The organism is Ralstonia mannitolilytica (assembly GCF_000954135.1).
GTDB lineage: Bacteria > Pseudomonadota > Gammaproteobacteria > Burkholderiales > Burkholderiaceae > Ralstonia > Ralstonia mannitolilytica.
Genome location: NZ_CP010801.1, coordinates 84,081 through 104,825, shown reverse-complemented (window position 1 = coordinate 104,825; position 20,745 = coordinate 84,081). Strand labels below are relative to the sequence as shown.

Genomic DNA, 20,745 nt, shown 5'->3' with positions numbered 1-20,745 from the left:
AAAAGGAGGTGTTCAATGAACGCCTACACGGTGTCCCGGCTGGCTCTTGATGCCGGGGTGAGCGTGCATATCGTGCGCGACTACCTGCTGCGCGGATTGCTGCGCCCGGTGGCGTGCACACCAGGCGGCTACGGCTTGTTCGATGACGCCGCCTTGCAACGGCTGTGCTTCGTGCGGGCGGCCTTCGAGGCGGGCATCGGCCTCGACGCGCTGGCGCGGCTGTGCCGGGCGCTGGATGCGGCGGACGGCGACGAAGCGGCCGCGCAGCTTGCCCTGCTGCGTCAGTTCGTCGAGCGTCGGCGCGAAGCGTTGGCCGATCTGGAAGTGCAGTTGGCCACCCTGCCGACCGAGCCGGCACAGCACGCGGAGAGTCTGCCATGAACAACCCCGAGCGCTTGCCGTCCGAGACGCACAAACCGATCACCGGCTACCTGTGGGGCGGACTGGCTGTGCTGACTTGCCCCTGCCACCTGCCCATCCTCGCTGTCGTGCTGGCCGGCACAACCGCCGGTGCTTTCCTCGGCGAGCATTGGGTCATCGCGGCGCTCGGTTTGACCGGCCTGTTCCTTCTGTCCCTGTCGCGGGCGTTGCGGGCATTCAGGGAAAGAGAATGAGCGCTTTCCGGCCGGATGGATGGACGACGCCGGAACTGGCCCAAGCGGTCGAGCGCGGGCAGCTTGAACTGCACTACCAGCCCGTCGTCGATCTGCGCAGTGGTGGGATTGTCGGCGCGGAAGCCCTGTTGCGCTGGCGTCATCCGACGCTTGGACTATTGCCACCGGGCCAGTTCCTGCCCGTGGTCGAATCGTCCGGCCTGATGCCTGAAATCGGCGCTTGGGTGCTGGGCGAAGCCTGCCGCCAGATGCGTGACTGGCGAATGCTGGCATGGCGACCGTTCCGGCTGGCCGTCAATGTTTCGGCGAGCCAAGTGGGACCGGACTTCGACGGGTGGGTAAAGGGCGTGCTGGCTGATGCCGAGTTGCCCGCCGAGTATCTCGAAATCGAGCTGACCGAATCGGTCGCGTTTGGTGATCCGGCGATCTTCCCCGCCCTGGACGCCTCGCGGCAGATCGGTGTGCGCTTCGCCGCCGATGACTTCGGGACGGGGTATTCCTGTCTGCAACATCTGAAGTGCTGCCCAATCAGCACGCTCAAGATCGACCAATCGTTTGTCGCCGGGCTCGCCAACGACCGCCGCGACCAAACCATCGTGCACACCGTGATTCAGCTTGCGCACGGGCTGGGCATGGATGTGGTGGCTGAAGGCGTGGAAACATCGGCGAGTCTTGATCTATTGCGACAAGCGGACTGCGACACAGGACAAGGCTTCCTGTTCGCGAAGCCAATGCCGGCGGCGGCATTCGCCGTCTTCGTCAGTCAATGGAGGGGTGCCACCATGAATGCAAGTGACTCGACCACCACCAGTTGCTGCGTGTGCTGCAAGGAAATCCCGCTCGATGCCGCCTTCACCCCGGAAGGCGCGGAATACGTCGAGCACTTCTGCGGGTTGGAGTGTTATCAACGCTTCGAAGCGCGTGCCAAGACAGGGAACGAAACCGATGCCGATCCGAACGCCTGCGACTCGCTACCGTCAGATTGAGGCATACCCTAACTTGGCGTCAGACCATCCGGCGCTAAATCGTCAGAATAGAGTTGCCTTCCGAATTGATTGACATACGCCGTCAAGGGTCATAGATTTCTTCCTGACACATTTCCCTCAGGAGGATACCTTGCACGGTCAGCGCATCGGTTACGTCCGCGTCAGCAGCTTCGACCAGAACCCAGAACGGCAGCTCGAACAGATCCAGGTGGATAAAGTGTTCACCGACAAGGCGTCGGGCAAGGACACACGGCGGCCCGAACTGGAACGGCTGCTCGCCTTCGTGCGCGAAGGCGACACGGTCGTGGTGCACAGCATGGATCGTCTGGCGCGCAACCTCGACGACCTGCGCCGCCTGGTGCAGGGCCTCACCCAGCGCGGCGTACGCATCGAGTTCCTTAAGGAGCATTTGACCTTCACCGGCGAGGACTCGCCGATGGCGAACCTGATGCTGTCGGTAATGGGCGCGTTCGCCGAGTTCGAACGCGCCTTGATCCGCGAGCGGCAGCGCGAGGGCATCGCGCTCGCCAAGCAGCGCGGGGCCTACCGTGGCAGGAAGAAATCCCTGTCGTCTGAGCGTATTGCCGAACTGCGCCAACGTGTCGAGGCTGGCGAGCAAAAGACCAAGCTGGCTCGTGAATTCGGAATCAGTCGCGAAACCCTGTATCAATACTTGAGAACGGATCAGTAAATATGCCACGTCGTTCAATCCTGTCCGCCGCCGAGCGCGAAAGCCTGCTGGCGTTGCCGGACACCAAGGATGAGTTGATCCGTCACTACACGTTCAGCGAAACCGACCTCTCCATCATCCGGCAGCGGCGCGGCCCGGCCAACCGGCTGGGCTTCGCCGTGCAGCTCTGTTACCTGCGCTTTCCTGGTGTCATCCTGGGCGTCGATGAGCCGCCGTTTCCGCCCTTGTTGAAACTGGTCGCCGACCAGCTCAAGGTCAGCGTCGAAAGCTGGGACGAATACGGGCAGCGGGAGCAGACCCGGCGCGAGCACCTGGTCGAACTGCAAACGGTGTTCGGCTTCCAGCCCTTTACCATGGGCCACTACCGGCAGGCCGTCCAGTTGCTGACCGAGATGGCCTTGCAGACCGACAAGGGCATCGTGCTGGCCAGCACCTTGATCGAGCACCTGCGGCAGCAGTCGGTCATTCTGCCTGCCCTCAACGGGGTCTCCTCGTTTTCAGTGCAATAAGTGACGGTACGCAAAGCTAGCACTGGCGCGGGGGTGGTCTGGGTAGACCGTTGATTTCATTGACTTTCCTGTTCGCTTTGTAAACGGGTATGGTGGCCTCCCACTTTTGAGGTTCACGATGCAGGGTTGGCACACAACGTTTTTGGGGATGCGTGGGCTCCCCCGCGATATCAGCGACTTCGAGATGAAGGCATTTTTCACCTTCGATGGTGCCGAGCGCGACGCAATCAATGCACGCCGAGGTGATTCCCACAAGCTTGGTCTGGCGCTCCATATTGGTTTCCTGCGCATGAGTGGGCGTTTGCTCGGTGCCTTTCGGGTAATTCCAGTAGCCTTGTGGCGCCACCTTGGCAACGAGCTTGGCATTGCAGCACCAGAAGTCGCCTCGCTGAGAGCCATGTATGAACGCGGGCGCACGCTATTCGATCACCAACAAGTAGCCTGCACGGTCCTTGGATTCCAGTGGATGAGCGAGCACCAGCGCCGCTCACTGGTACGTGAACTGCGCGACGAAGTGGCGCGCTGCGCCGACCGCGATCAGCTACTCGTGCGGGCGCGTCAATGGCTGTACAAGAACAAGCTGGTGATCGTGCACGAGCGGGCAATTCGGACACTGATTGCGGCGGCACTTGCCCAGCTTGAAGTTGAAACAGGCACCGCCATCGCCGCCAGCGTTGATCCAGCAACACTTGATCGCTGGCGAGCCTCAGTTTCAGAGCCGCGCCCAGATGGACAAACCCAGCAGAGTTGGCTATGGGCTGCACCGGCGAAACACTCAACCCGCCAAATCAGCGAGGTACTGGAGCGCATCGACCTGCTTTACACGCTGGACGTTCATAAGCACCTGGCAGACATCCCCGATCTCATCTTGCGCCGCTACGCGCGCCGACTTGTCTCCAGGCCGCCCTCAGCCGGAGCCAAGATCAAAGAGCCAGCGCGCACCGTGGAGGTCGCATGCTTTCTTCGGTATTGCCTGTTCACCACCACAGACCAGTTGATCCTTATGGTGCAGCGCCGGATCGCCGATCTGTGGCGTCAGGCTGCCGCCGATGTCCCCGCTACCGTCAATTGGGCCGCAATGTACAAAACGCTGCTCGGCGAACTTGTTGCCTTGAGCGCGCAAGGTGCGGTGCCAGATGCTGAGTTGCGTGCCCGTCTTGAAGCCTTGATCACCGAAACCCAGAAACGCAAACCACCGAGCAGGGCCTCCCTGGTCCGCGAGGGATTGATTGATGGAATTCGCCCCGTGCGGTCGTTGCTCGTCGCCATTGCAAAGCTGCCCTGGCAGGCCACCGGCGAGCATCCTGCCATCGAGTACCTTGCCAAGCTGCAAGCTTTATATCTCAAAGGATCCAGAAAGCTGCCAGTTGAAGTGGTGGCACCAAGTCTGGGAATGATCTGGCAGGTTTCGATCTCCAGCCCAGACCGGGAACGGGCGTTTCAGGCGTTGGAGGTGGCCACCCTGTTTGCCCTGCGCCGCGCGGTGCGCAATGGCTCGGTCTGGATTGAGCACAGCCTGAGCTTTCGGGGTCGTGCGCGCTTGTTCTTCACGGACGAGCGTTGGCAGGCAGAGTCCAAGAAACACTATGCCCGTCTATCGTTACCCAGCAAGGCTGCCACTTTCTTGAAGCCTTTGCTGGCCAGAGTAACTGCCGGTGTCGATGCGGTGGCCGCTGCAGCCCGCAGTGGCGTACTGCGCGTGGATGATGAACTCCATTTGTCGCCATTGCCCGCAGAGGACGAAGACCCAGAAGTGACCAAGCTGCGCGCGGCTTTGGATCACCGCATCGGTGAGGTTCAATTGCCGGAAGTGATTCTGGCCGTTGACGCCCAGGTGCGCTTTAGCTGGATCATGCTCGGACGTGAGCCGCGCTCTACCGACGAGCTGCTGATGGTCTATGCCGGCATCATGGCCCACGGCACCAGTCTGACTGCGGTCGAATGCGCGCGCATGATTCCGCAATTGTCTGCCACCAGCATTCGCCAGGCCATGCGCTGGGCGCGGGACGAACGGCGTCTGAGCCAGGCCTGCCAGGCTGTGCTGGAATTCATGCAGCGACACCCGATTGCCGCCACCTGGGGGCGGTCCGATTTGGCATCTTCTGACATGATGACCATGGAGACCACCAAACGGGTGTGGCAAGCCCGGCTTGATCCTCGGCGCAACACACCTTCCATTGGAATCTACTCCCATGTAAAAGACCGGTGGGGCATCTTCCATGCGCAGCCCTTTGTGCTCAATGAGCGCCAGGCGGGCGTGGCCATTGAAGGTGTCATCCGCCAAGAAAAGCTGGAGACCAGCCAGCTTGCTGTGGATACCCATGGCTACACCGACTTTGCCATGTCACATGCCCGTTTGCTTGGTTTTGATCTTTGCCCGCGGTTGAAGGAACTCAAACAGCGCCACCTCTTTGTGCCACGCGGCACCAAAGTGCCCGCAGAAATCGCTGCGGTGTGCGAAGCCAATGTCGACGTCGCTTTGATCGAAAAGCATTGGGATAGTCTGGTGCACCTGGCAGCCTCGGTCATGAGCGGACATGCCAGTGCGGTGGCAGCTCTTGCGCGGTTCGGTTCTGCCGCCCAGGGCGATCCAATCTATGAGGCTGGCGTGCAATTGGGGCGGTTGCTGCGTACGGCGTTTTTGGCTGACTACTTTGTCAAGGACGCTTTCAGGAACGAGTTGCGCCGGGTGCTCAATCGGGGCGAGGCTGTTAACGCCCTCAAGCGCGCCATTTATACCGGCCGGATCAGCCCGGCGCAGGCCAAACGTGTCGATGAAATGCAGGCTGTGGCCGATGCGTTGAGCCTGATGGCCAACATCGTGATGGCGTGGAATACCTCACAGATGCAGGCGGTCCTGGATCGCTGGTCGAACCGCCGCCAGGTCATTCCACCGGAACTGATCGGGAAGATTGCGCCCACCAGGCTGGAGAGCATCAACTTGCGGGGTGTGTTTCGCTTCCCGGTTGACCGCTATGCTGACCAAATCCTGCCTTCGCGGCCAAATGCATCGATAACTGGCACCAATGGATGAAACCGACCACGGTTTGACGCCACGAATCGCAGATTTGAAAGTGAACAGGAAAGTCAATGAAATCAACGATCTACCAACACCACCTCCGCGCCAGTGCTAGCTTTTCGTACCGTCACTTATTGCACTGAAAACGAGGAGACCCCTCAACGCCGTCGAGCGGGCGAGCGCCGAAGCAATCACCCGCGCCAACCGGCGCATCTACGATGCCTTGGCCGAACCGCTGTCGGACGCGCATCGCCGCCGCCTCGACGATCTGCTCAAGCGTCGGGACAACGGCAAAACGACCTGGCTGGCCTGGCTGCGCCAATCGCCCGTCAAACCGAATTCGCGGCACATGCTGGAACACATCGAACGCCTCAAAGCGTGGCAGGCGCTCGACCTGCCTTCTGGCATCGAGCGGTCGGTGCACCAGAACCGCCTGCTCAAGATCGCCCGTGAGGGTGGCCAGATGACGCCCGCCGACCTGGCCAAGTTCGAGGCGCAGCGACGCTATGCCACCCTGGTGGCGCTTGCCATCGAGGGCATGGCCACCGTCACCGACGAAATCATCGACCTGCACGACCGCATCCTGGGCAAGCTGTTCAACGCCGCCAAGAACAAGCATCAGCAGCAATTCCAGGCGTCCGGCAAGGCGATCAACGCCAAGGTGCGGCTGTTCGGCCGCATCGGCCAGGCGCTGATCGAGGCCAAGCAGGCGGGCCGCGATCCGTTCGCCGCCATCGAGGCCGTCATGTCCTGGGATGCCTTCGCCGAGAGCGTCACCGAAGCGCAGAAGCTTGCGCAGCCCGAGGACTTCGATTTCCTGCACCGCATCGGCGAAAGCTACGCCACGCTGCGCCGCTACGCGCCGGAATTCCTTGCCGTGCTCAAGCTGCGGGCCGCTCCCGCCGCGAAGGACGTGCTCGACGCCATCGAGGTGCTGCGCGGCATGAACAGCGACAACGCCCGCAAGGTGCCCGCCGACGCGCCGACCGAGTTCATCAAGCCGCGCTGGCAGAAGCTGGTCATGACCGACACCGGCATCGACCGGCGCTACTACGAACTGTGCGCGCTGTCGGAGATGAAGAACGCGTTGCGTTCCGGCGACATCTGGGTGCAGGGGTCGCGCCAGTTCAAGGACTTCGAGGACTACCTGGTGCCGCCCGCGAAATTCGCCAGCCTCAAGCAGGCCAGCGAATTGCCGCTGGCCGTGGCCACCGACTGCAACCGGTACCTGAACGACCGGCTGACGCTGCTGGAAACACAGCTTGCCACCGTCAACCGTATGGCGACGGCCAACGAGCTGCCGGACGCCATCATCACCGAGTCAGGCTTGAAGATCACGCCGCTCGACGCGGCGGTACCCGACACCGCCCAAGCGCTGATCGACCAGACGGCAATGATCCTGCCGCACGTCAAGATCACCGAACTGCTGCTGGAGGTGGACGAATGGACGGGCTTCACTCGGCATTTCGCGCATCTGAAATCGGGCGACCCGGCCAAAGACAAGAACCTGTTGCTGACCACGATCCTCGCCGACGCGATCAACCTGGGCCTGACCAAGATGGCGGAGTCTTGCCCCGGCACGACCTACGCCAAGCTGGCTTGGCTGCAAGCCTGGCACATCCGCGACGAAACCTACGGGGCGGCGCTGGCCGATCTGGTCAACGCACAGTTCCGCCATCCCTTCGCCGAGCACTGGGGCGACGGCACCACCTCATCGTCGGACGGCCAGAACTTCCGCACCGGCAGCAAGGCCGAGAGCACCGGCCACATCAACCCGAAATACGGGAGCAGCCCAGGGCGGACGTTCTACACCCACATTTCTGACCAGTACGCGCCATTTCACACCAAGGTCGTGAACGTCGGCGTGCGCGATTCGACCTACGTGCTCGACGGCCTGCTGTACCACGAGTCCGACTTGCGGATCGAGGAGCATTACACCGACACGGCGGGCTTCACCGATCACGTCTTCGCCCTGATGCACCTCCTGGGCTTCCGCTTCGCGCCGCGCATCCGCGACCTGGGCGACACCAAGCTCTACATCCCGAAGGGCGACGCCGCCTATGACGCGCTGAAACCCATGATCGGCGGCACGCTCAACATCAAGCACGTCCGCGCCCATTGGGACGAAATCCTGCGGCTGGCCACCTCGATCAAGCAGGGCACGGTGACGGCCTCCCTGATGCTCCGAAAGCTCGGCAGCTACCCACGCCAGAACGGCCTGGCCGTGGCGCTCCGCGAGCTGGGCCGCATCGAGCGCACGCTGTTCATCCTGGACTGGCTGCAAAGCGTGGAACTGCGCCGCCGCGTGCATGCCGGCCTGAACAAGGGCGAGGCGCGCAATGCGCTGGCCAGGGCAGTGTTTTTCAACCGCCTGGGTGAAATCCGCGACCGCAGTTTCGAGCAGCAGCGCTACCGGGCTAGCGGCCTCAATCTGGTAACGGCTGCCGTCGTGTTGTGGAACACGGTCTATCTGGAACGGGCTGCGCACGCGCTGCGTGGCAACGGCCATGCCGTTGATGACGCGCTGTTGCAGTACCTGTCGCCGCTCGGTTGGGAGCACATCAACCTCACCGGCGATTACCTCTGGCGCAGCAGCGCCAAGATCGGCGCGGGCAAGTTCAGGCCGCTACGACCGCTGCAACCGGCTTAGCGTGCTTTATTTTCCGTTTTCTGAGGCGACCCCGGGATCAGTCGCCGCGCCTGAGCTTGCGCACCACGCTGGACTGGCTGATGCCAAGCGCCCGTGCGACCTCCCGGGTATTGCCGTACTTGCGCATCGCGTCCTCGATGAGCCGGCGCTCGAAACGGTCGACGCGCTGGCGAAAGGTGCTGGCGTCGAGGATCTCGGCCGGCAGCACCCCGTCGAGGAACGCCGGCTCGACAAGGTCGCTCTGGCTGGTCACCACCAGCCGCTCTACCACGTTGCGCAGCTCGCGCACGTTGCCGGGCCAGTCGTACGCCAGCAGCAATGTCATTGCCTCCTCCGATACGATGCGGTTCACGCCATAGCGCTGGTTGAATTCCCGCAGGAACTGGAACACCATCGGCGCGATATCGTCCTTGCGCTCGGCAAGCGGCGGTACGCGCAGCGGCACCACATTGAGGCGGTAGAACAGGTCGTCGCGAAACGTGCGCTCGCGGACCATCGCTTCGAGGTCGCGATTGGTGGCCGCGACGACGCGCACATCGACCGGCACGGTACGCGTCGAGCCGAGGCGCGATATCACGCGGTCCTGCAACACTTGCAGCAACTTGACCTGCAGGTCCAGCGGCATGTCGCCGATCTCGTCGAGAAACAGCGTGCCGCGGTTGGCCAGCTCGATGAGGCCCGACTTGCCCTGCCGCTGCGCCCCGGTGAAGGCGCCCGCTTCATAGCCGAACAGTTCCGATTCCAGCAGGTCGCGCGGCACCGCGCCGCAGTTGATCTTGATGAGCGGTCCCGCTGCGCGCGGACTCTCGCGGTGGATCAGGCGCGTGATCACGTCCTTGCCTGCGCCCGACGGGCCCGTGATCAGGACGGTGGCATCGACCTTGGCAACGCGCACGGCCAGCGATGCCACCCGGTGCATGGCCTCGCTGCGGATCACCAGGCCATCGACGTTCAGGTTCTGTGTCCGCAGCGCTTCGATCTCCTCGTCCACGCGCCGCAGGTCTGCCTTGGCCTGCGCCAGTGCATCCTGCAACTGCACCAGTTCGGTGGTGTCGCGCGAATTGATCACGACTTTGCGTACCTTGCCCGCGCCGTCGAATAGCGGCATGCCGGTGACCATGATGGTCTTGCCGGTGTGCGTATGTTGCGTGGTGGTGATGCGCTGGCCGGTTCGGGCAACGTGCTGGGCGACCACCGGCCGAATCCATCCCTTCTTCTCGAACTCCGAGACGTGGTGGCCAATCATGTCTGCTGCCGGCAGATCGTAGTTCCGCTCGCAGCCCTCGTTGACCATCATGGTGACGCCATTGCCGTCGGCGACAAAGATGCCATCGAAGGAATGGTGGAAGATCTCCTCCAGATCGCCACAGTGCTGGCGTAGCTTGTCTATCGCGGGAAAGACGGTCTCGTGCCCGTCAAGGGGCATCAGCATGACGAGGGTGTACTGGCCCTGTGCATGCACGCCGACCGCATAGGTCCGCCCGGACAGCGAGACCGTGTCCGGCACGGAGGCCGGGTCCGCGCGAAGCGCGGACAACAGACGGCTCCAGGACATCGCATCCTGCCGGCCGCCGTCGCCGTCGCCGTCGCCGTCGCCGTCGCCGTCGCCCTCGCCCTCCGTCCGCGCCGGCTCGCCGTGATGTCTGCCCACGGCATCGCGCGCGACGGCGTTCTGCAGCACCACGGCGTCGCCGCGCAGCCACACCAGGCCGATCGGCAACGCTTCCAGTATCTCCACCATTGGCTTGTTTTCCCCAGGCCACTTGTCCGTCGGGCCGTGCGGCGAGCTTACACCACGTCGTTGCGGGTTCGAAAGCCGCCACGCCCGCCCGCCGCTGATTCATATCTGAATCAGGCGCCGTCAAAAGCGGTTCGCGTTACCGGGCCGGCATGCGCGCCCAGCGTGCGGCCGTGCCGCGATTCGATCGCGCGTGGGCATTGGCAGCGCCGGGGCGCCGTGGCTCGCACGTCGGCATGCCGCTTGCTCAAGGGACGTCGGCGCCAGGACGCCGCGTCTGCCGGCTGTGCGGCGCCAACAAATCACGCCCGCCTGAACGGGCGCAATCCAGGAGACAACCATGATCGAACTATCGGAGGACGCGGTCTGTCCGGCCGCGCACGTCGCGCAAACGACTCGCACCCCAGAGGCTATCGCGTCGGGTCCGCCGTGGCGCGGTGCGGCATACACGCACAGCTTCCGCGAACTGATCGGCGCCAAGCGGCGCCTGGTCGTGCCGCTGCTTGGCGGCAGTCTGGCCTTCATCCTTGCCGTCACCCTACTCGCCGGTTACGGCCGGGAGCTGATGGGCTGGAAGGTGCTTGGACCGCTGAACGTGGGGTACGTGCTGATCCTGCTGATCTACGCCCTGTGCTGGCTGGTCGCCACCGTGTATGTGAACACCGCCAACCGACGCTTCGAGGAACTCGCGGATCGCGCCGCAGCCGAGGCCCACGCCAGGAGCCAGTCATGAAAGCCCTGACCATCGGAATCTTCCTCGGCATTCTCGCGCTGACGCTGGCGGTGACGTGGTGGGCCGCCCGCCACACCAATACCACCAGCGAGTTCTACGCCGCCGGCGGGAAACTGACGGCCCGCGCCAACGGCTTCGCCCTGGCAGGGGACTGGATGAGTGCGGCGGCTTTCCTGGGCTTCTCGGGCCTGATCTCGCTGTACGGCATGGACGGCTCGCTCTACGCGGTGGCGGCGCTGGCAGCCTTCCTGATCGTACTGATGGTGGTGGCCGAGCCGGTGCGCAATACCGGCAGGTTCACCTATGGCGACGTGATCGCCGAACGCATGCGCAGCCGGCATGCGCGGCTCGCGGCGGTCATCGGGACCTTCGTGGTCAACCTGGCATACATGGTGCCGCAGATGGCAGGGGCCGGCGCCCTGATCAAGCTGATGCTCGGCATCTCGTACGAGTCCGCCGTGGTCATGGTTGGCGTCGGGATGATCGTGTATGTGCTGTTCGGCGGCATGATCGCCACCACGTGGGTGCAGATCATCAAGGCCGTTCTGCTGCTCGCGGCGGCTGCCGTGCTGGTGGCGATGCTGCTGGCTGCTGTCCAATACGACCCGCTGCGGCTGTTCGCTTCGGTGGAGCAGCAGTATGGCGCGCAGATGCTGTTGCCGGGCGGCTACTTCAAGCATCCGCTGGACCCGCTATCGCTGTTCCTGTCGTTCATGTTCGGCGTCGCCGGCCTGCCTCACATCATGACGCGCTTCTACACCGTGCCGGATGCGCGGACAGCGCGCAAGTCGGTGCTGTGGCTGATGTTCCTGGCCGGCAGCTTCTTCCTGGTCACCACGCTGATCGGCTTCGCGTCGGCCACCCTCGTGGGACAGGACGCCATCCGCGCGGCCGACAAGGGCGGCAACCTGGCACTGCCGCTGCTGGCGCAGCATCTCGGCGGCGGTCCCGGCACCTTCGGCGGCCAGTTCTTCCTGGCATGTATCTGTGCCGTGGCCTTCGCCGCCATTCTCGCCGTGGTGGCCGGACTCACGCTCGCGTCGTCGGGCGCCATCGCGCACGACCTGTATGTGAATGTGATTCGCCGGGGCGCGGTCAGCGAAGAGCAGCAGGTCCGCGTCGCGCGCATCGCCACGTTGGGCGTGGGCGTGCTGGCGGTCGCGCTGGGACTGCTGGCGCAGGGCATCAATGTGGGCGTGCTGGTGATCCTGGCCATCGCGATCGCGGCGTCGGCCAATTTCCCCATCATCCTGCTGTCGATGTTCTGGCGCCGCTTCAATACCGCCGGTGTGATCGGTGGCGTCACCGCGGGCCTGGTTTCGTCGGTCGCGCTGGCGTTTCTCGGCCCGGCGTTCCTGAAGGACCAGGCGCTGTTTCCGATCGTGAATCCAACGATCCTGAGCATGCCGATCGGCTTCCTCGGCGCATGGCTTGGCACGATGCTGAGCCGGCGCAGCGCCGAGCACGAGGCCCGCTTCGACGCCTTCGTCTTCCAGGCGCATACCGGGGCCAGGCCGGATGCTCCGCCGGCTCCTGTTGTGCCGGCGGACTGATCCCGCTGGTTCCACCCGATCCATGTACATGCCGGCGCCGTCCACGGTCGGCGCGGGCAAGACTGACCCGCGGGCACATTGCCCGCTCCATTACTGGGGATTTACGATGAAAGCAATCAAAGGTGTAGTGTTCGATCTCTACGGCACGCTGTTCGACGTGCATTCGGTAGCCGGCCGCTGCAGCGACCTGTATCCGGGACGCGGACTGGAGATCAGCGTGCTGTGGCGCCAGAAGCAACTGGAATACACCTGGCTGCGCAGCCTGATGGGCCAGTACCTGTCGTTCGAGGCTGCCACCGAGGACGCGCTGGTCTATACCTGCAACCATCTCGGGCTGCAGCTGCAGGCGCCGGACCGCGCGGCGTTGTGCGAGGCGTACCTGAAGCTGAATCCCTACCCGGATACTCCGCCGGCCCTGTCGATGCTTCAGGCGCTCGATCTTCCGCTGGCCATCCTGTCCAACGGCTCGGTACGGTCGATTCATTCGGTCGTGCACCACGCGGGGCTGCAGGATCGCTTCGCCCATCTGATCAGCGTCGATAACGTCGAAGTGTTCAAGCCGCACGGCAAGGTCTATGCGCTGCCCGAAAAGACCATGGGCCTGGCGCGCGACAACATGCTGTTCGTCTCGTCGAACGCCTGGGACGCATCAGGGGCCAAGCACTTCGGTTACCAGGTGGCGTGGATCAATCGCGTGGGCAACACCTACGACGAGCTGGGTGCGCGGCCGGATGTCCAGGTCGAGTCGCTGGAAACGCTGGCCGATTGGGTCCGAGGCCAGGATCGCGCTTGAGCGGCTGCCGCTGGCCTCCGCCCTTCCCGACGGGGAGGGCGCGAGGCGGCGGCAATCCAGCCTGCCGTGCCACCCGCTACTTCCTCTTACATACTGCCCGTGGCTGTCGCGGGCGCATAGCGCCCCGACAGCGCTGCATACAAGGGCGGCACCGCCATCCTCGATACGCCGGCCGCGATCAACGCGGTAGCCATCAGCGGAATCGTCAGGCCGCGCGCTCCCACCAGTTCGATCATCACCACGAAAGCCGTGACCGGGCGCTGCGTCACCGCGGCAAGATAGCCGCACATCGCCAGTGCCGCGTACACCGGCAAAGGTGCCTGCCCGATCGTGTATTGGAGCAGGTTGCCGATCCCTGCGCCGATGGCCAGCGATGGCACGAACAGGCCGCCCGGAATGCCGGACAGCCAGGTCAGCAGCAAGGACAGGCCCTTGAGGAAGGGATACGCAGCCGGCAGCACGAGGTCGCCGGCCAGCAGCGCGCGCGTTTCGCCGTACCCGCTGCCGTGGCTGGTTCCCGATGACGCCAGCCCGAGGAGCGCAACGCCCAGCCCGCACAGCGCGCCGAACATTGCAGGGCGTTGCGCGCGCAGACCGCGTATCCGAGGCGGCAACCACCGCTCGCTGTGAACCAGCAGCCAACAGAAGCCGGCGCCGGCCAGCCCGGCCACCGCGCCCGCTGTCACGACCGCGACAGCCATGCGGTACGGTGCCGACGGGCCGGCCGCTATCATGCCGAGCGCCGGACCCTCGCCTTGCAGCACGCCCGCCACGGTGCCGGCACAGACCACCACCGCGATCAACGCCGCGCTGCCGCGCGGCGGGATGCCGCGCGCCAGTTCCTCGATGGCGAAGGCAATGCCGGCCAGCGGCGTGCAGAACGCTGCCGACAATCCGGCCGACGCGCCGGCAAGGGCAAGCTGGCGATCGAGCGCGGTGAGATGGGCGCCGGCTGGACCGGACAGCCCGGGGAGCCACCGGCGGAGGCTGACGAGCAGCGCGGCGCCGATATGGACGGTGGGGCCCTGGCGGCCGAGCGTGAAGCCGCCCAGCGTGCCGAGAAAGGACAGGCCGATCTTGCCGACGATCACCGCCGGCCGCAGCAGACGCGGCTTAGCCGTTCCATTGCCGCCGCTGACGATGGCCACGATCTGTGGAATGCCACTGCCTTCGGCACCGTCGAAATAGCGGTGTGTGAGCCAGACTGCGAGTGCGCCCAGTGCTGGCGAAAGCAGCAAGGTGACCCACGGCCCGTGGGCGCTTGCCGCGAGAAACAGCTGGTGGCCGATGTCGATCAGCCAGGCATATAGCGTGGCGACACCGCCGACCAGGGTGCCACCGACGCACAGTACGGCGTGATGCCACCACAGCCGGCCACGGGCCCGTGGTTTCCTCCAGTTCGCGCTCCCACGCAGCTCCATATCGTCCCCTCGTTGTTATCGTGCCGACGTGCGTCAATGCGCGTCGGAGCGGCTGACAAACGCAGGATGCATGCCAGTGGTGAGCCCCAGACCGACTTGTCAGGCTCGCCACCGGCACAGGGCGCAGGGGCCTTCGGGTCTTCTCTGACCGTTGGGACCGAAATCCGATACCATGACTGCCGCGCACGGTGCGCCAAGCTGGCGCGACGCTGCTTTCGCCGCAGTTCCGAAACAACGGGAGACTTTGATGTCGTTCGAACATTGGATTGCGTTTGTGCTGACCAGTGTCGTGATACTGGCGATTCCAGGACCGACGATCCTGCTGGTGATCGGCGATGCCTTGGCCCACCGCGGCAAGTCGGCGTTCGCCACCGTGGCGGGTGTTGCCGCGGGCGATCTCACGGCCTTTACCCTGTCAATGGCCGGGTTGGGCGCGGTCCTGGCGACCTCCGCCACACTGTTCACCGCATTGAAGTGGGCCGGCGCCGCCTATCTGATCTATCTTGGCGTCCAGGCGCTGCGGAGCGCCGCGCGAAGCGGCGCAAGCCAGGTACCGGTGAGCGAGGGCCGTCCGTTACAGCGCTTCGGCAAGGCGTGGCTGGTAACGGCGCTGAATCCGAAGAGCATCGTCTTCTTCGTTGCGTTCGCTCCCCAGTTTATTGATGCCAGCCGTTCGTTCCTGCCTCAGGCCGGCATTCTGATCCCGACCTTCGTGATCATGGCGGCGGCCAATGCCGCCATCTATGCGCTGCTGGCGCGATCGCTGGCGACGCGGCTGACCAGTGCCCGAGCGCAGGCGAACGTCCAGCGCGTGGGAGGCCTGACGCTGATCGGCGCAGGGACACTGGTGGCAGCCCGGGCCTGATGGCCTGATGGCCTGATGGTCTGATGGACTCAGGGGATGGCGGCGGCAAACGCCTGCCCCATCTGCCGAGCCCGCTTTACCTCATCGCTGTGCAGATAGACCGACGTCGTCGACACCGACGCATGCCGCAGATTGTCCCGCACGATGGTCAGGTCCACGCCACGCGCCAGCGCATGTGTGGCGTGCGTATGCCGCATCCAGTGCGGACTGGCGCGCCTTAGCTTCTCTGCCGCCGTCGGATGATCGGCGCCGATGACATCGGCGGCCAGCAGGAAGAACCGCTTGACGATATGTCCAAGCCGGGTGGTCGTGATGCCGGCGTCCGGCGTGTCGGTCAGACCCCCGAGGCCCCCGAGGCCCCCCAGGCCGCCGACCAGCAGCGTGTCCGGGCGCCACAGGCGCCGGCTGACGGGCAATCCGCGCTCTGTCAGGTAGCGCTCCAGAGCCGTTCTCGCCAGCGGCGGCAGGGCCACCTTGCCGCTACGCCCGCCCTTCCCCGTCAGCTGGAGCCATTCGTCGCCCTCGCGGTCGGCGCCGATATCGCCCAGCCTGGCGGCGACGAGTTCGCTCGCCCGCAGCCCTGTCGCATAACCGAAATCCAGCACGAAACGCAGGCGCTGCGCGGCGGCGGCTTCCCACCCATAGGACCACTCCAGTCCATCGGCGATGGTCCGGACGAGCCGCCACTCGCCTTCGCTGAAGGCATGGGAGCCATCCAGCGCGGCGGTGCGGCCACCGCCCCGGACCTTGATGCCCGCGAATGGATTGGCCAGGACATACCGCTGCTGCGCCAGCCAGCGGAACATGGCCCCGACGATGGAGAGCGCGTGCGCGACCGACCGGGCCGATAGTGCGCCGGTAAAAGGCCGCCATTCCGGCGACGTGCGCGAGCGCGGCGGGCCTGCCCAGCGATCCCGAGGCGTCGGGCGGCGCAGGAAGGCGCGGTACGCAACGGCGTCCTCGGTGGTCAACGATGACAGGGGCCGCTGCCGCTCGACGATGGCCCACAGGATCAGGCGTTCGGCTTCCTTGCGGTAGGTGCGTTGCGTCGCTGGCGATTCATGCAGCGCCAGCCAGGCCTGTACTGCCTCGTAGTCATTGTCGGCCGTCAGCGTGCAGGTCTGCCGCGGCGCGCGAAAGCGCCCTTGCGAGCCATCGACCTCTTGTGGCAGCCGCAGCTGTTCCCAGGGCACGACCACGCTGCGCCGCTCCTGCACGACCAGCGCGCGGGCGCGTTCCGTCAGCGCCGGGTGGGCGGCGAAGAATGCCTCGATATGCGCGGCGCTGCGCGCGCCGAGTCCTGGAATGGCGGTCCACCACCGGCGGCGCCTTGGGATACGCACGGTCAGCGCCGCCAGCGTGTCGATGCCATGGGCCCGCAAGGCAGCCACCGCGCGCGCCGGCAGCCAATGGCCAATATCGTCCGCAATCGATGGCCGTGGGGCTGGCAGCGTGCGCAAGAGGTCGATGGCGCGGTCGGCCGCCCTGCCCTGCGCGGCGCGTTCGGACGCAGGGATTTCGAACAGCGCGGCGAGATCGTCGCGGCCGCGCTGCCGTGCGAACGCCGCCAGCTGGCGCCGGATGCGGCCGAGGATGGCGCGTGAAGACTGGCCATGCGCCCTGTCATCTCCGAGATATTGCGCCACCGCCTGCCGCGAGCCGAGCCCGGCATGCCAGGCGCGCAGCGCGGCGACAGAGGCGGCGTCCGGGAAGTCAGGTGGGGTAAGGGTGGAAGGCGGGCGCGGTTTCATGGCTGCCAGTTTAGCGCAGCAATGTGGCCATTACGATAAGAATAGTTATCCCTGTCGAGATACTGAAAAGCGTTATCCTCGTTTTTCCCAAAACTGTTTTGCCAGTTCGCTCAGAGCGCTAGTTAACTGAGCGACAGATTTCGCACTTTGCAAATTATTCTGCCCGGTCTGTACATTGGTATCAGCAGCATCGCGTATATTGATAATACTGCGGTTTATGTCTTCACTTACTGCTCCCTGCTGCTCGACCGCAGTCGCTATTTGCGCGTTCATGTCGGTAATTTCGTTAACGCGTTGGCCAATTCCATCAAGAGCTGTAGCTGCTTCCTCTGCGTGAGCTACACTCGTGTGCGCTTGCCGACTACTTTGCTCCATGACTGTAACAGCGGATTGCGCTCGCTCTTGTAGAGCGCTGATCATGCTTTGAATATCCGTTGTCGATTGCTGTGTGCGAGCAGCAAGACTGCGAACCTCATCGGCGACAACAGCAAAACCACGCCCCTGCTCACCAGCACGCGCGGCCTCAATTGCTGCGTTGAGTGCCAACAAATTCGTTTGCTCGGCGATCCCTCGTATAACGTCAAGAACTTTTGATATCTCGTTACTTTGACCTTCAAGCTCATGAATAACCTGAGCGGCTTGCCTAATTTCACCTTCAAGGGCAGTGATTGACTGGCTTGTGTGGGCTACCAGACGCTGGCCAGATGCCGTCTCAGTGTCTGCTCTTCCGGCCGCATCTGCAGCATGCTGTGCATTGCTCGCAACCTCTTGAATGCTTGCCGCCATTTGGTTTACTGCCGTTGCTATTTGATCTGTCTCTGCCTGCTGCTCAACTGTAAGTACATTGCTTGACTCAATATCCTTTAGTAGGCCTCGGGTGTGTTCGCTAAGCCGATTTGATGCATCACCTATGCGACCTACTATGGCGCCTGTTTCAGCTTGCATCATTCGTAAAGCAAACTCTATTTGGCCAAACTCATCGGTGCGCCCAGTGTAGAGGGATTGACTTAATGGGTTATTGGAAATATTCCTGGCTCTTTCAACCAGTCTTCCAAGAGGAGAGAGAATAGCCAAAACACTAACAGAGCTTAAGCTTCCTGACATTAAAGTGGGCGGTTACAGGAGCTGAGTGCAACACGGTTATTGAATTGAAGCTGGAGCATCATGCCGCATAGCCATAGCTTCCTGCATCACCTCGTCCATAACCTCGATCGGACACTTGAAGTCGAAGCGCTTACGGGGGCGCATGTTCAGTTGCAGTGCGATGGCATCCAGTTCCTCCTGGCTATGCACCGACAAGTCCGTGCCTTTGGGCAGGTACTGGCGGATCAGGCCATTGATGTTTTCGTTACTGCCGCGCTGCCAAGGGCTGTGCGGGTCGCAGAAGTAAATCGCCACCCCGGTCTGCTGGGTGATTTCAGCATGCCGCGCCATTTCTCGGCCCTGGTCGTAGGTCATGCTCTTGCGCATCGCCAGCGGCATGCCATTGAGCGCTGCACTGAAGCCTTCCATCGCCGAGGTCGCCGTCGCGTCGTTCATCTTCACCAGCATCAGGTAGCCACTGGTGCGCTCCACCAGCGTACCTACAGACGAGGCGTTGGCCTTGCCCTTGATCAGGTCGCCTTCCCAATGCCCTGGCATCAGTCGGTCTTCGATCTCCGGCGGACGTACATGAATACTGACCCTCTCAGGGATCTGACCGCGCCGATCCACGCCGCCAGAGCGCGGCCTGCGCATCGTCTTGCTTTGGCGCAGGCAGATGATCAGCTCTTTACGCAGCTCGCCGACTGGCAAGGCATAGATCGCGTTATAGATCGTCTCGCGACAGACGTAGGCATCTCTGAGGCTGGGAATATTCATGCTGCGCAGCTTGCCGGCAATCTGCTCGGGAGACAAACGCTCACGCAGCATATGCGCCACCAATTCGAAGCGCTCGCTACCCGGCAACAGCTTTTGCTTCGGTCGACACACCTGACGGCGGGCCTGCATCTGCTGCTGGGCCACGCGGGCCGAGTAGCCGCCACAGGCATCTCGATTGCGGCGCAGCTCCCGGCTGATGGTCGAAGGGGATCGGTTGATCAAGCAGGCAATCCCGCGCAGGCTGAAACCTTGGGCATGACCGATTTGAATGGTGGCGCGCTCTTCAACGCTGAGTTCGGAATAAGACATAGGGACAGCACCGTACCGGAAAGGTCAGGTGTTGCACTCAGTTTTCGCCGCCGCCCCCTTATTATCACTGCGAGGTGAATAGCTTTTCTGCCAATTGATTATGCCAATGCGATTCTCTTCGCCGAAGATTTCGTCCATGAGCATGCCAAGTCTAAATAGTTCCCTATGATCAATACAGATAGCCATAACCCCGCCTGGGGTTAGCATCTCACGCATCATCCAGATTCTGGGTGTCATGAAGCGCAACCATTTGCTGTGCTTGGACCCATCATCTTTAGGAACTACATCGCCGAGATCTGGATCGTTTGGATCCTTGTCCCACTTGTCGTTATAGCGGAAGTCCTCGCCGGTGTTGTACGGCGGGTCTGTTACTACAAGATCAACTTGACCACGATATTTATAGAGCGTGACCATCGCAGAAAGGTTTTCACCGTCCCAGATCTCATTCTCTGACTGGGCGGTTTCCTCTCCAAAGGATACTTTCTTGATAATACGATGCAGCTTCGGCTTGACCTGGCGGATGATCTGCCAGGGAGCAGCCCGCCCGGTGTAACTCATAACGATGCCATTCTTGCCAGCATCGGCAAGCGCCGCATCATGCTCCTGCAGCATACGGACCAAGGCGGCCCTCGGCAGTTGTTCGTAATCCATGCTTGCCCCTTGAATTCGTGCGGCGGCACCGAAAAGCTGAAAATTCTAGTACCGCTCGTGGATGCTTCACCATCCCTAGGGTGGCGAGTGTACTTGTGAACGTATTGATTTGGCTGTTAAACCGTTGAAAAAGACGGATCAACTGAGTTCCAAACGGGCTGCGTACTGGCTGGCAGATGCGAATCCGGCGCACGCCGCTCCCTTCTGGGCTCAAGCCCGCGAAGCGGGCATAAAGAACCCGGCCGAGGCCGGGATCCTTATGGGCTTATGGGCCGGCGTATTGGTCTGCCCAGTCCAAAGCCGGTGCCACGGGAGCTTGCACCTCCTGAGGCCAGGTTTTGGAGCCCACTGCAAATCGCCCGTAACCCATTAAAAGATAGCTGGGCATCCGACGAAAAGAGCACCAAGGCACCATTACCCTTGAGCTACAGCGCCGCTACGGGGCACCAGTTTGATTTCAACGCGGCGATTTTGGGCGCGACCCTCGGCGGTGTCGTTGGGGGCAATGGGCGAGCTGGAGCCTGCACCAAAGGTTTGCAGGCGCGAAGGATCGACGCCATTGCTGCGCAAAGAGAAAAAGGGGACTGATTTATGTGCGCCAG

The 20,745-nt window shown here is 63.1% G+C and carries 14 protein-coding genes and 4 pseudogenes; 11 read left to right on the top strand and 7 right to left on the bottom strand.

What is annotated here, in order from left to right; genetic code table 11:
• The first annotated feature begins 15 nt into the window (after nucleotides 1-15).
• The 7 genes and pseudogenes from merD to TK49_RS23195 form a co-directional block, all read left to right on the top strand.
• Nucleotides 16-381, top strand: coding sequence for a mercury resistance co-regulator MerD (gene merD / locus TK49_RS23225; protein WP_000995360.1), 366 nt, complete (start codon nucleotides 16-18; stop codon nucleotides 379-381).
• Nucleotides 378-614, top strand: coding sequence for a broad-spectrum mercury transporter MerE (gene merE, locus TK49_RS23220; RefSeq protein WP_003132004.1), 237 nt, complete (start codon nucleotides 378-380; stop codon nucleotides 612-614). Before merD ends, merE begins: the two co-directional genes overlap by 4 nt.
• Nucleotides 611-1,600 (top strand): DUF3330 domain-containing protein, encoded by a 990-nt coding sequence (locus TK49_RS23215; RefSeq protein WP_024542516.1) that lies wholly within the window; start codon nucleotides 611-613, stop codon nucleotides 1,598-1,600. The genes merE and TK49_RS23215 overlap by 4 nt, the downstream gene beginning before the upstream one ends.
• 130 nt (nucleotides 1,601-1,730) lie before the next feature.
• Nucleotides 1,731-2,291, top strand: a complete 561-nt coding sequence (locus tag TK49_RS23210; protein WP_003124096.1) for a recombinase family protein — start codon at nucleotides 1,731-1,733, stop codon at nucleotides 2,289-2,291.
• 2 nt (nucleotides 2,292-2,293) lie between these two features.
• Nucleotides 2,294-2,797: pseudogene (locus tag TK49_RS23205) on the top strand (DUF4158 domain-containing protein); the annotation flags it as partial.
• Between the two features lie 121 nt (nucleotides 2,798-2,918).
• A complete protein-coding gene (locus tag TK49_RS23200) occupies nucleotides 2,919-5,834 on the top strand; it encodes a Tn3-like element IS1071 family transposase (RefSeq protein WP_045220660.1) in 2,916 nt (971 codons plus the stop codon).
• A 142-nt stretch (nucleotides 5,835-5,976) separates the two neighbouring features.
• A pseudogene (locus TK49_RS23195) lies at nucleotides 5,977-8,469 on the top strand (Tn3 family transposase); the annotation flags it as partial.
• Between the two features lie 37 nt (nucleotides 8,470-8,506).
• Here the strand turns inward: TK49_RS23195 and TK49_RS23190 are convergent.
• The gene (locus TK49_RS23190; RefSeq protein WP_240480118.1) at nucleotides 8,507-10,189 is read right to left on the bottom strand and encodes a sigma-54 interaction domain-containing protein; all 1,683 of its coding nucleotides are present in this window, start codon (nucleotides 10,187-10,189) and stop codon (nucleotides 8,507-8,509) included.
• Between the two features lie 358 nt (nucleotides 10,190-10,547).
• Between TK49_RS23190 and TK49_RS23185 the strand changes: the two genes are divergently transcribed.
• The 3 genes from TK49_RS23185 to TK49_RS23175 all read left to right on the top strand — a co-directional run bounded on the left by TK49_RS23185 (nucleotide 10,548) and on the right by TK49_RS23175 (nucleotide 13,286).
• Nucleotides 10,548-10,940 (top strand): DUF485 domain-containing protein, encoded by a 393-nt coding sequence (locus tag TK49_RS23185; protein ID WP_015063409.1) that lies wholly within the window; start codon nucleotides 10,548-10,550, stop codon nucleotides 10,938-10,940.
• Nucleotides 10,937-12,493, top strand: coding sequence for a solute symporter family protein (locus tag TK49_RS23180; protein ID WP_015063408.1), 1,557 nt, complete (start codon nucleotides 10,937-10,939; stop codon nucleotides 12,491-12,493). Before TK49_RS23185 ends, TK49_RS23180 begins: the two co-directional genes overlap by 4 nt.
• A gap of 106 nt (nucleotides 12,494-12,599) precedes the next feature.
• A complete protein-coding gene (locus tag TK49_RS23175; protein ID WP_015063407.1) occupies nucleotides 12,600-13,286 on the top strand; it encodes a haloacid dehalogenase type II in 687 nt (228 codons plus the stop codon).
• A gap of 86 nt (nucleotides 13,287-13,372) precedes the next feature.
• Here TK49_RS23175 and TK49_RS23170 read toward each other — a convergent pair whose 3' ends face one another.
• On the bottom strand, nucleotides 13,373-14,707 hold the full coding sequence (locus TK49_RS23170) for a chloride channel protein (protein WP_024542571.1): 1,335 nt from the start codon (nucleotides 14,705-14,707) through the stop codon (nucleotides 13,373-13,375).
• A gap of 247 nt (nucleotides 14,708-14,954) precedes the next feature.
• On the opposite strand from TK49_RS23170, the gene TK49_RS23165 reads away from it, so the two are divergent.
• Nucleotides 14,955-15,572 carry a LysE family translocator gene (locus TK49_RS23165; protein WP_024542570.1) on the top strand — a complete coding sequence of 206 codons (618 nt, stop codon included), beginning with the start codon at nucleotides 14,955-14,957 and terminating at the stop codon, nucleotides 15,570-15,572.
• Between the two features lie 29 nt (nucleotides 15,573-15,601).
• Here TK49_RS23165 and TK49_RS23160 read toward each other — a convergent pair whose 3' ends face one another.
• The 5 genes and pseudogenes from TK49_RS23160 to TK49_RS25065 form a co-directional block, all read right to left on the bottom strand.
• On the bottom strand, nucleotides 15,602-17,323 hold the full coding sequence (locus TK49_RS23160) for a site-specific integrase (protein WP_015063404.1): 1,722 nt from the start codon (nucleotides 17,321-17,323) through the stop codon (nucleotides 15,602-15,604).
• Nucleotides 17,324-17,395: 72 nt separating this feature from the next.
• Nucleotides 17,396-18,433: pseudogene (locus TK49_RS24370) on the bottom strand (methyl-accepting chemotaxis protein); the annotation flags it as partial.
• 30 nt (nucleotides 18,434-18,463) lie between these two features.
• The gene (locus tag TK49_RS23155; protein ID WP_003465026.1) at nucleotides 18,464-19,492 is read right to left on the bottom strand and encodes an IS30 family transposase; all 1,029 of its coding nucleotides are present in this window, start codon (nucleotides 19,490-19,492) and stop codon (nucleotides 18,464-18,466) included.
• A gap of 24 nt (nucleotides 19,493-19,516) precedes the next feature.
• Nucleotides 19,517-20,143: a DNA methyltransferase gene (locus TK49_RS23150; protein ID WP_003465024.1), complete on the bottom strand. Its 627-nt coding sequence runs from the start codon at nucleotides 20,141-20,143 to the stop codon at nucleotides 19,517-19,519.
• A 414-nt stretch (nucleotides 20,144-20,557) separates the two neighbouring features.
• Nucleotides 20,558-20,716: pseudogene (locus TK49_RS25065) on the bottom strand (OmpA family protein); the annotation flags it as partial.
• Nucleotides 20,717-20,745 lie beyond the last annotated feature (29 nt).

Coding starts and splice junctions, on each gene's coding strand:
- TK49_RS23150 (WP_003465024.1), bottom strand. CDS start 20,143: ATGGATTACGAACAACTGCCGAGGGCCGCCTTGGTCCGTATGCTGCAG.
- TK49_RS23160 (WP_015063404.1), bottom strand. CDS start 17,323: ATGAAACCGCGCCCGCCTTCCACCCTTACCCCACCTGACTTCCCGGAC.
- TK49_RS23200 (WP_045220660.1), top strand. CDS start 2,919: ATGCAGGGTTGGCACACAACGTTTTTGGGGATGCGTGGGCTCCCCCGC.
- merD (WP_000995360.1), top strand. CDS start 16: ATGAACGCCTACACGGTGTCCCGGCTGGCTCTTGATGCCGGGGTGAGC.
- TK49_RS23215 (WP_024542516.1), top strand. CDS start 611: ATGAGCGCTTTCCGGCCGGATGGATGGACGACGCCGGAACTGGCCCAA.
- TK49_RS23185 (WP_015063409.1), top strand. CDS start 10,548: ATGATCGAACTATCGGAGGACGCGGTCTGTCCGGCCGCGCACGTCGCG.
- TK49_RS23175 (WP_015063407.1), top strand. CDS start 12,600: ATGAAAGCAATCAAAGGTGTAGTGTTCGATCTCTACGGCACGCTGTTC.
- TK49_RS23165 (WP_024542570.1), top strand. CDS start 14,955: ATGTCGTTCGAACATTGGATTGCGTTTGTGCTGACCAGTGTCGTGATA.
- TK49_RS23180 (WP_015063408.1), top strand. CDS start 10,937: ATGAAAGCCCTGACCATCGGAATCTTCCTCGGCATTCTCGCGCTGACG.
- merE (WP_003132004.1), top strand. CDS start 378: ATGAACAACCCCGAGCGCTTGCCGTCCGAGACGCACAAACCGATCACC.
- TK49_RS23170 (WP_024542571.1), bottom strand. CDS start 14,707: ATGGAGCTGCGTGGGAGCGCGAACTGGAGGAAACCACGGGCCCGTGGC.
- TK49_RS23155 (WP_003465026.1), bottom strand. CDS start 19,492: ATGTCTTATTCCGAACTCAGCGTTGAAGAGCGCGCCACCATTCAAATC.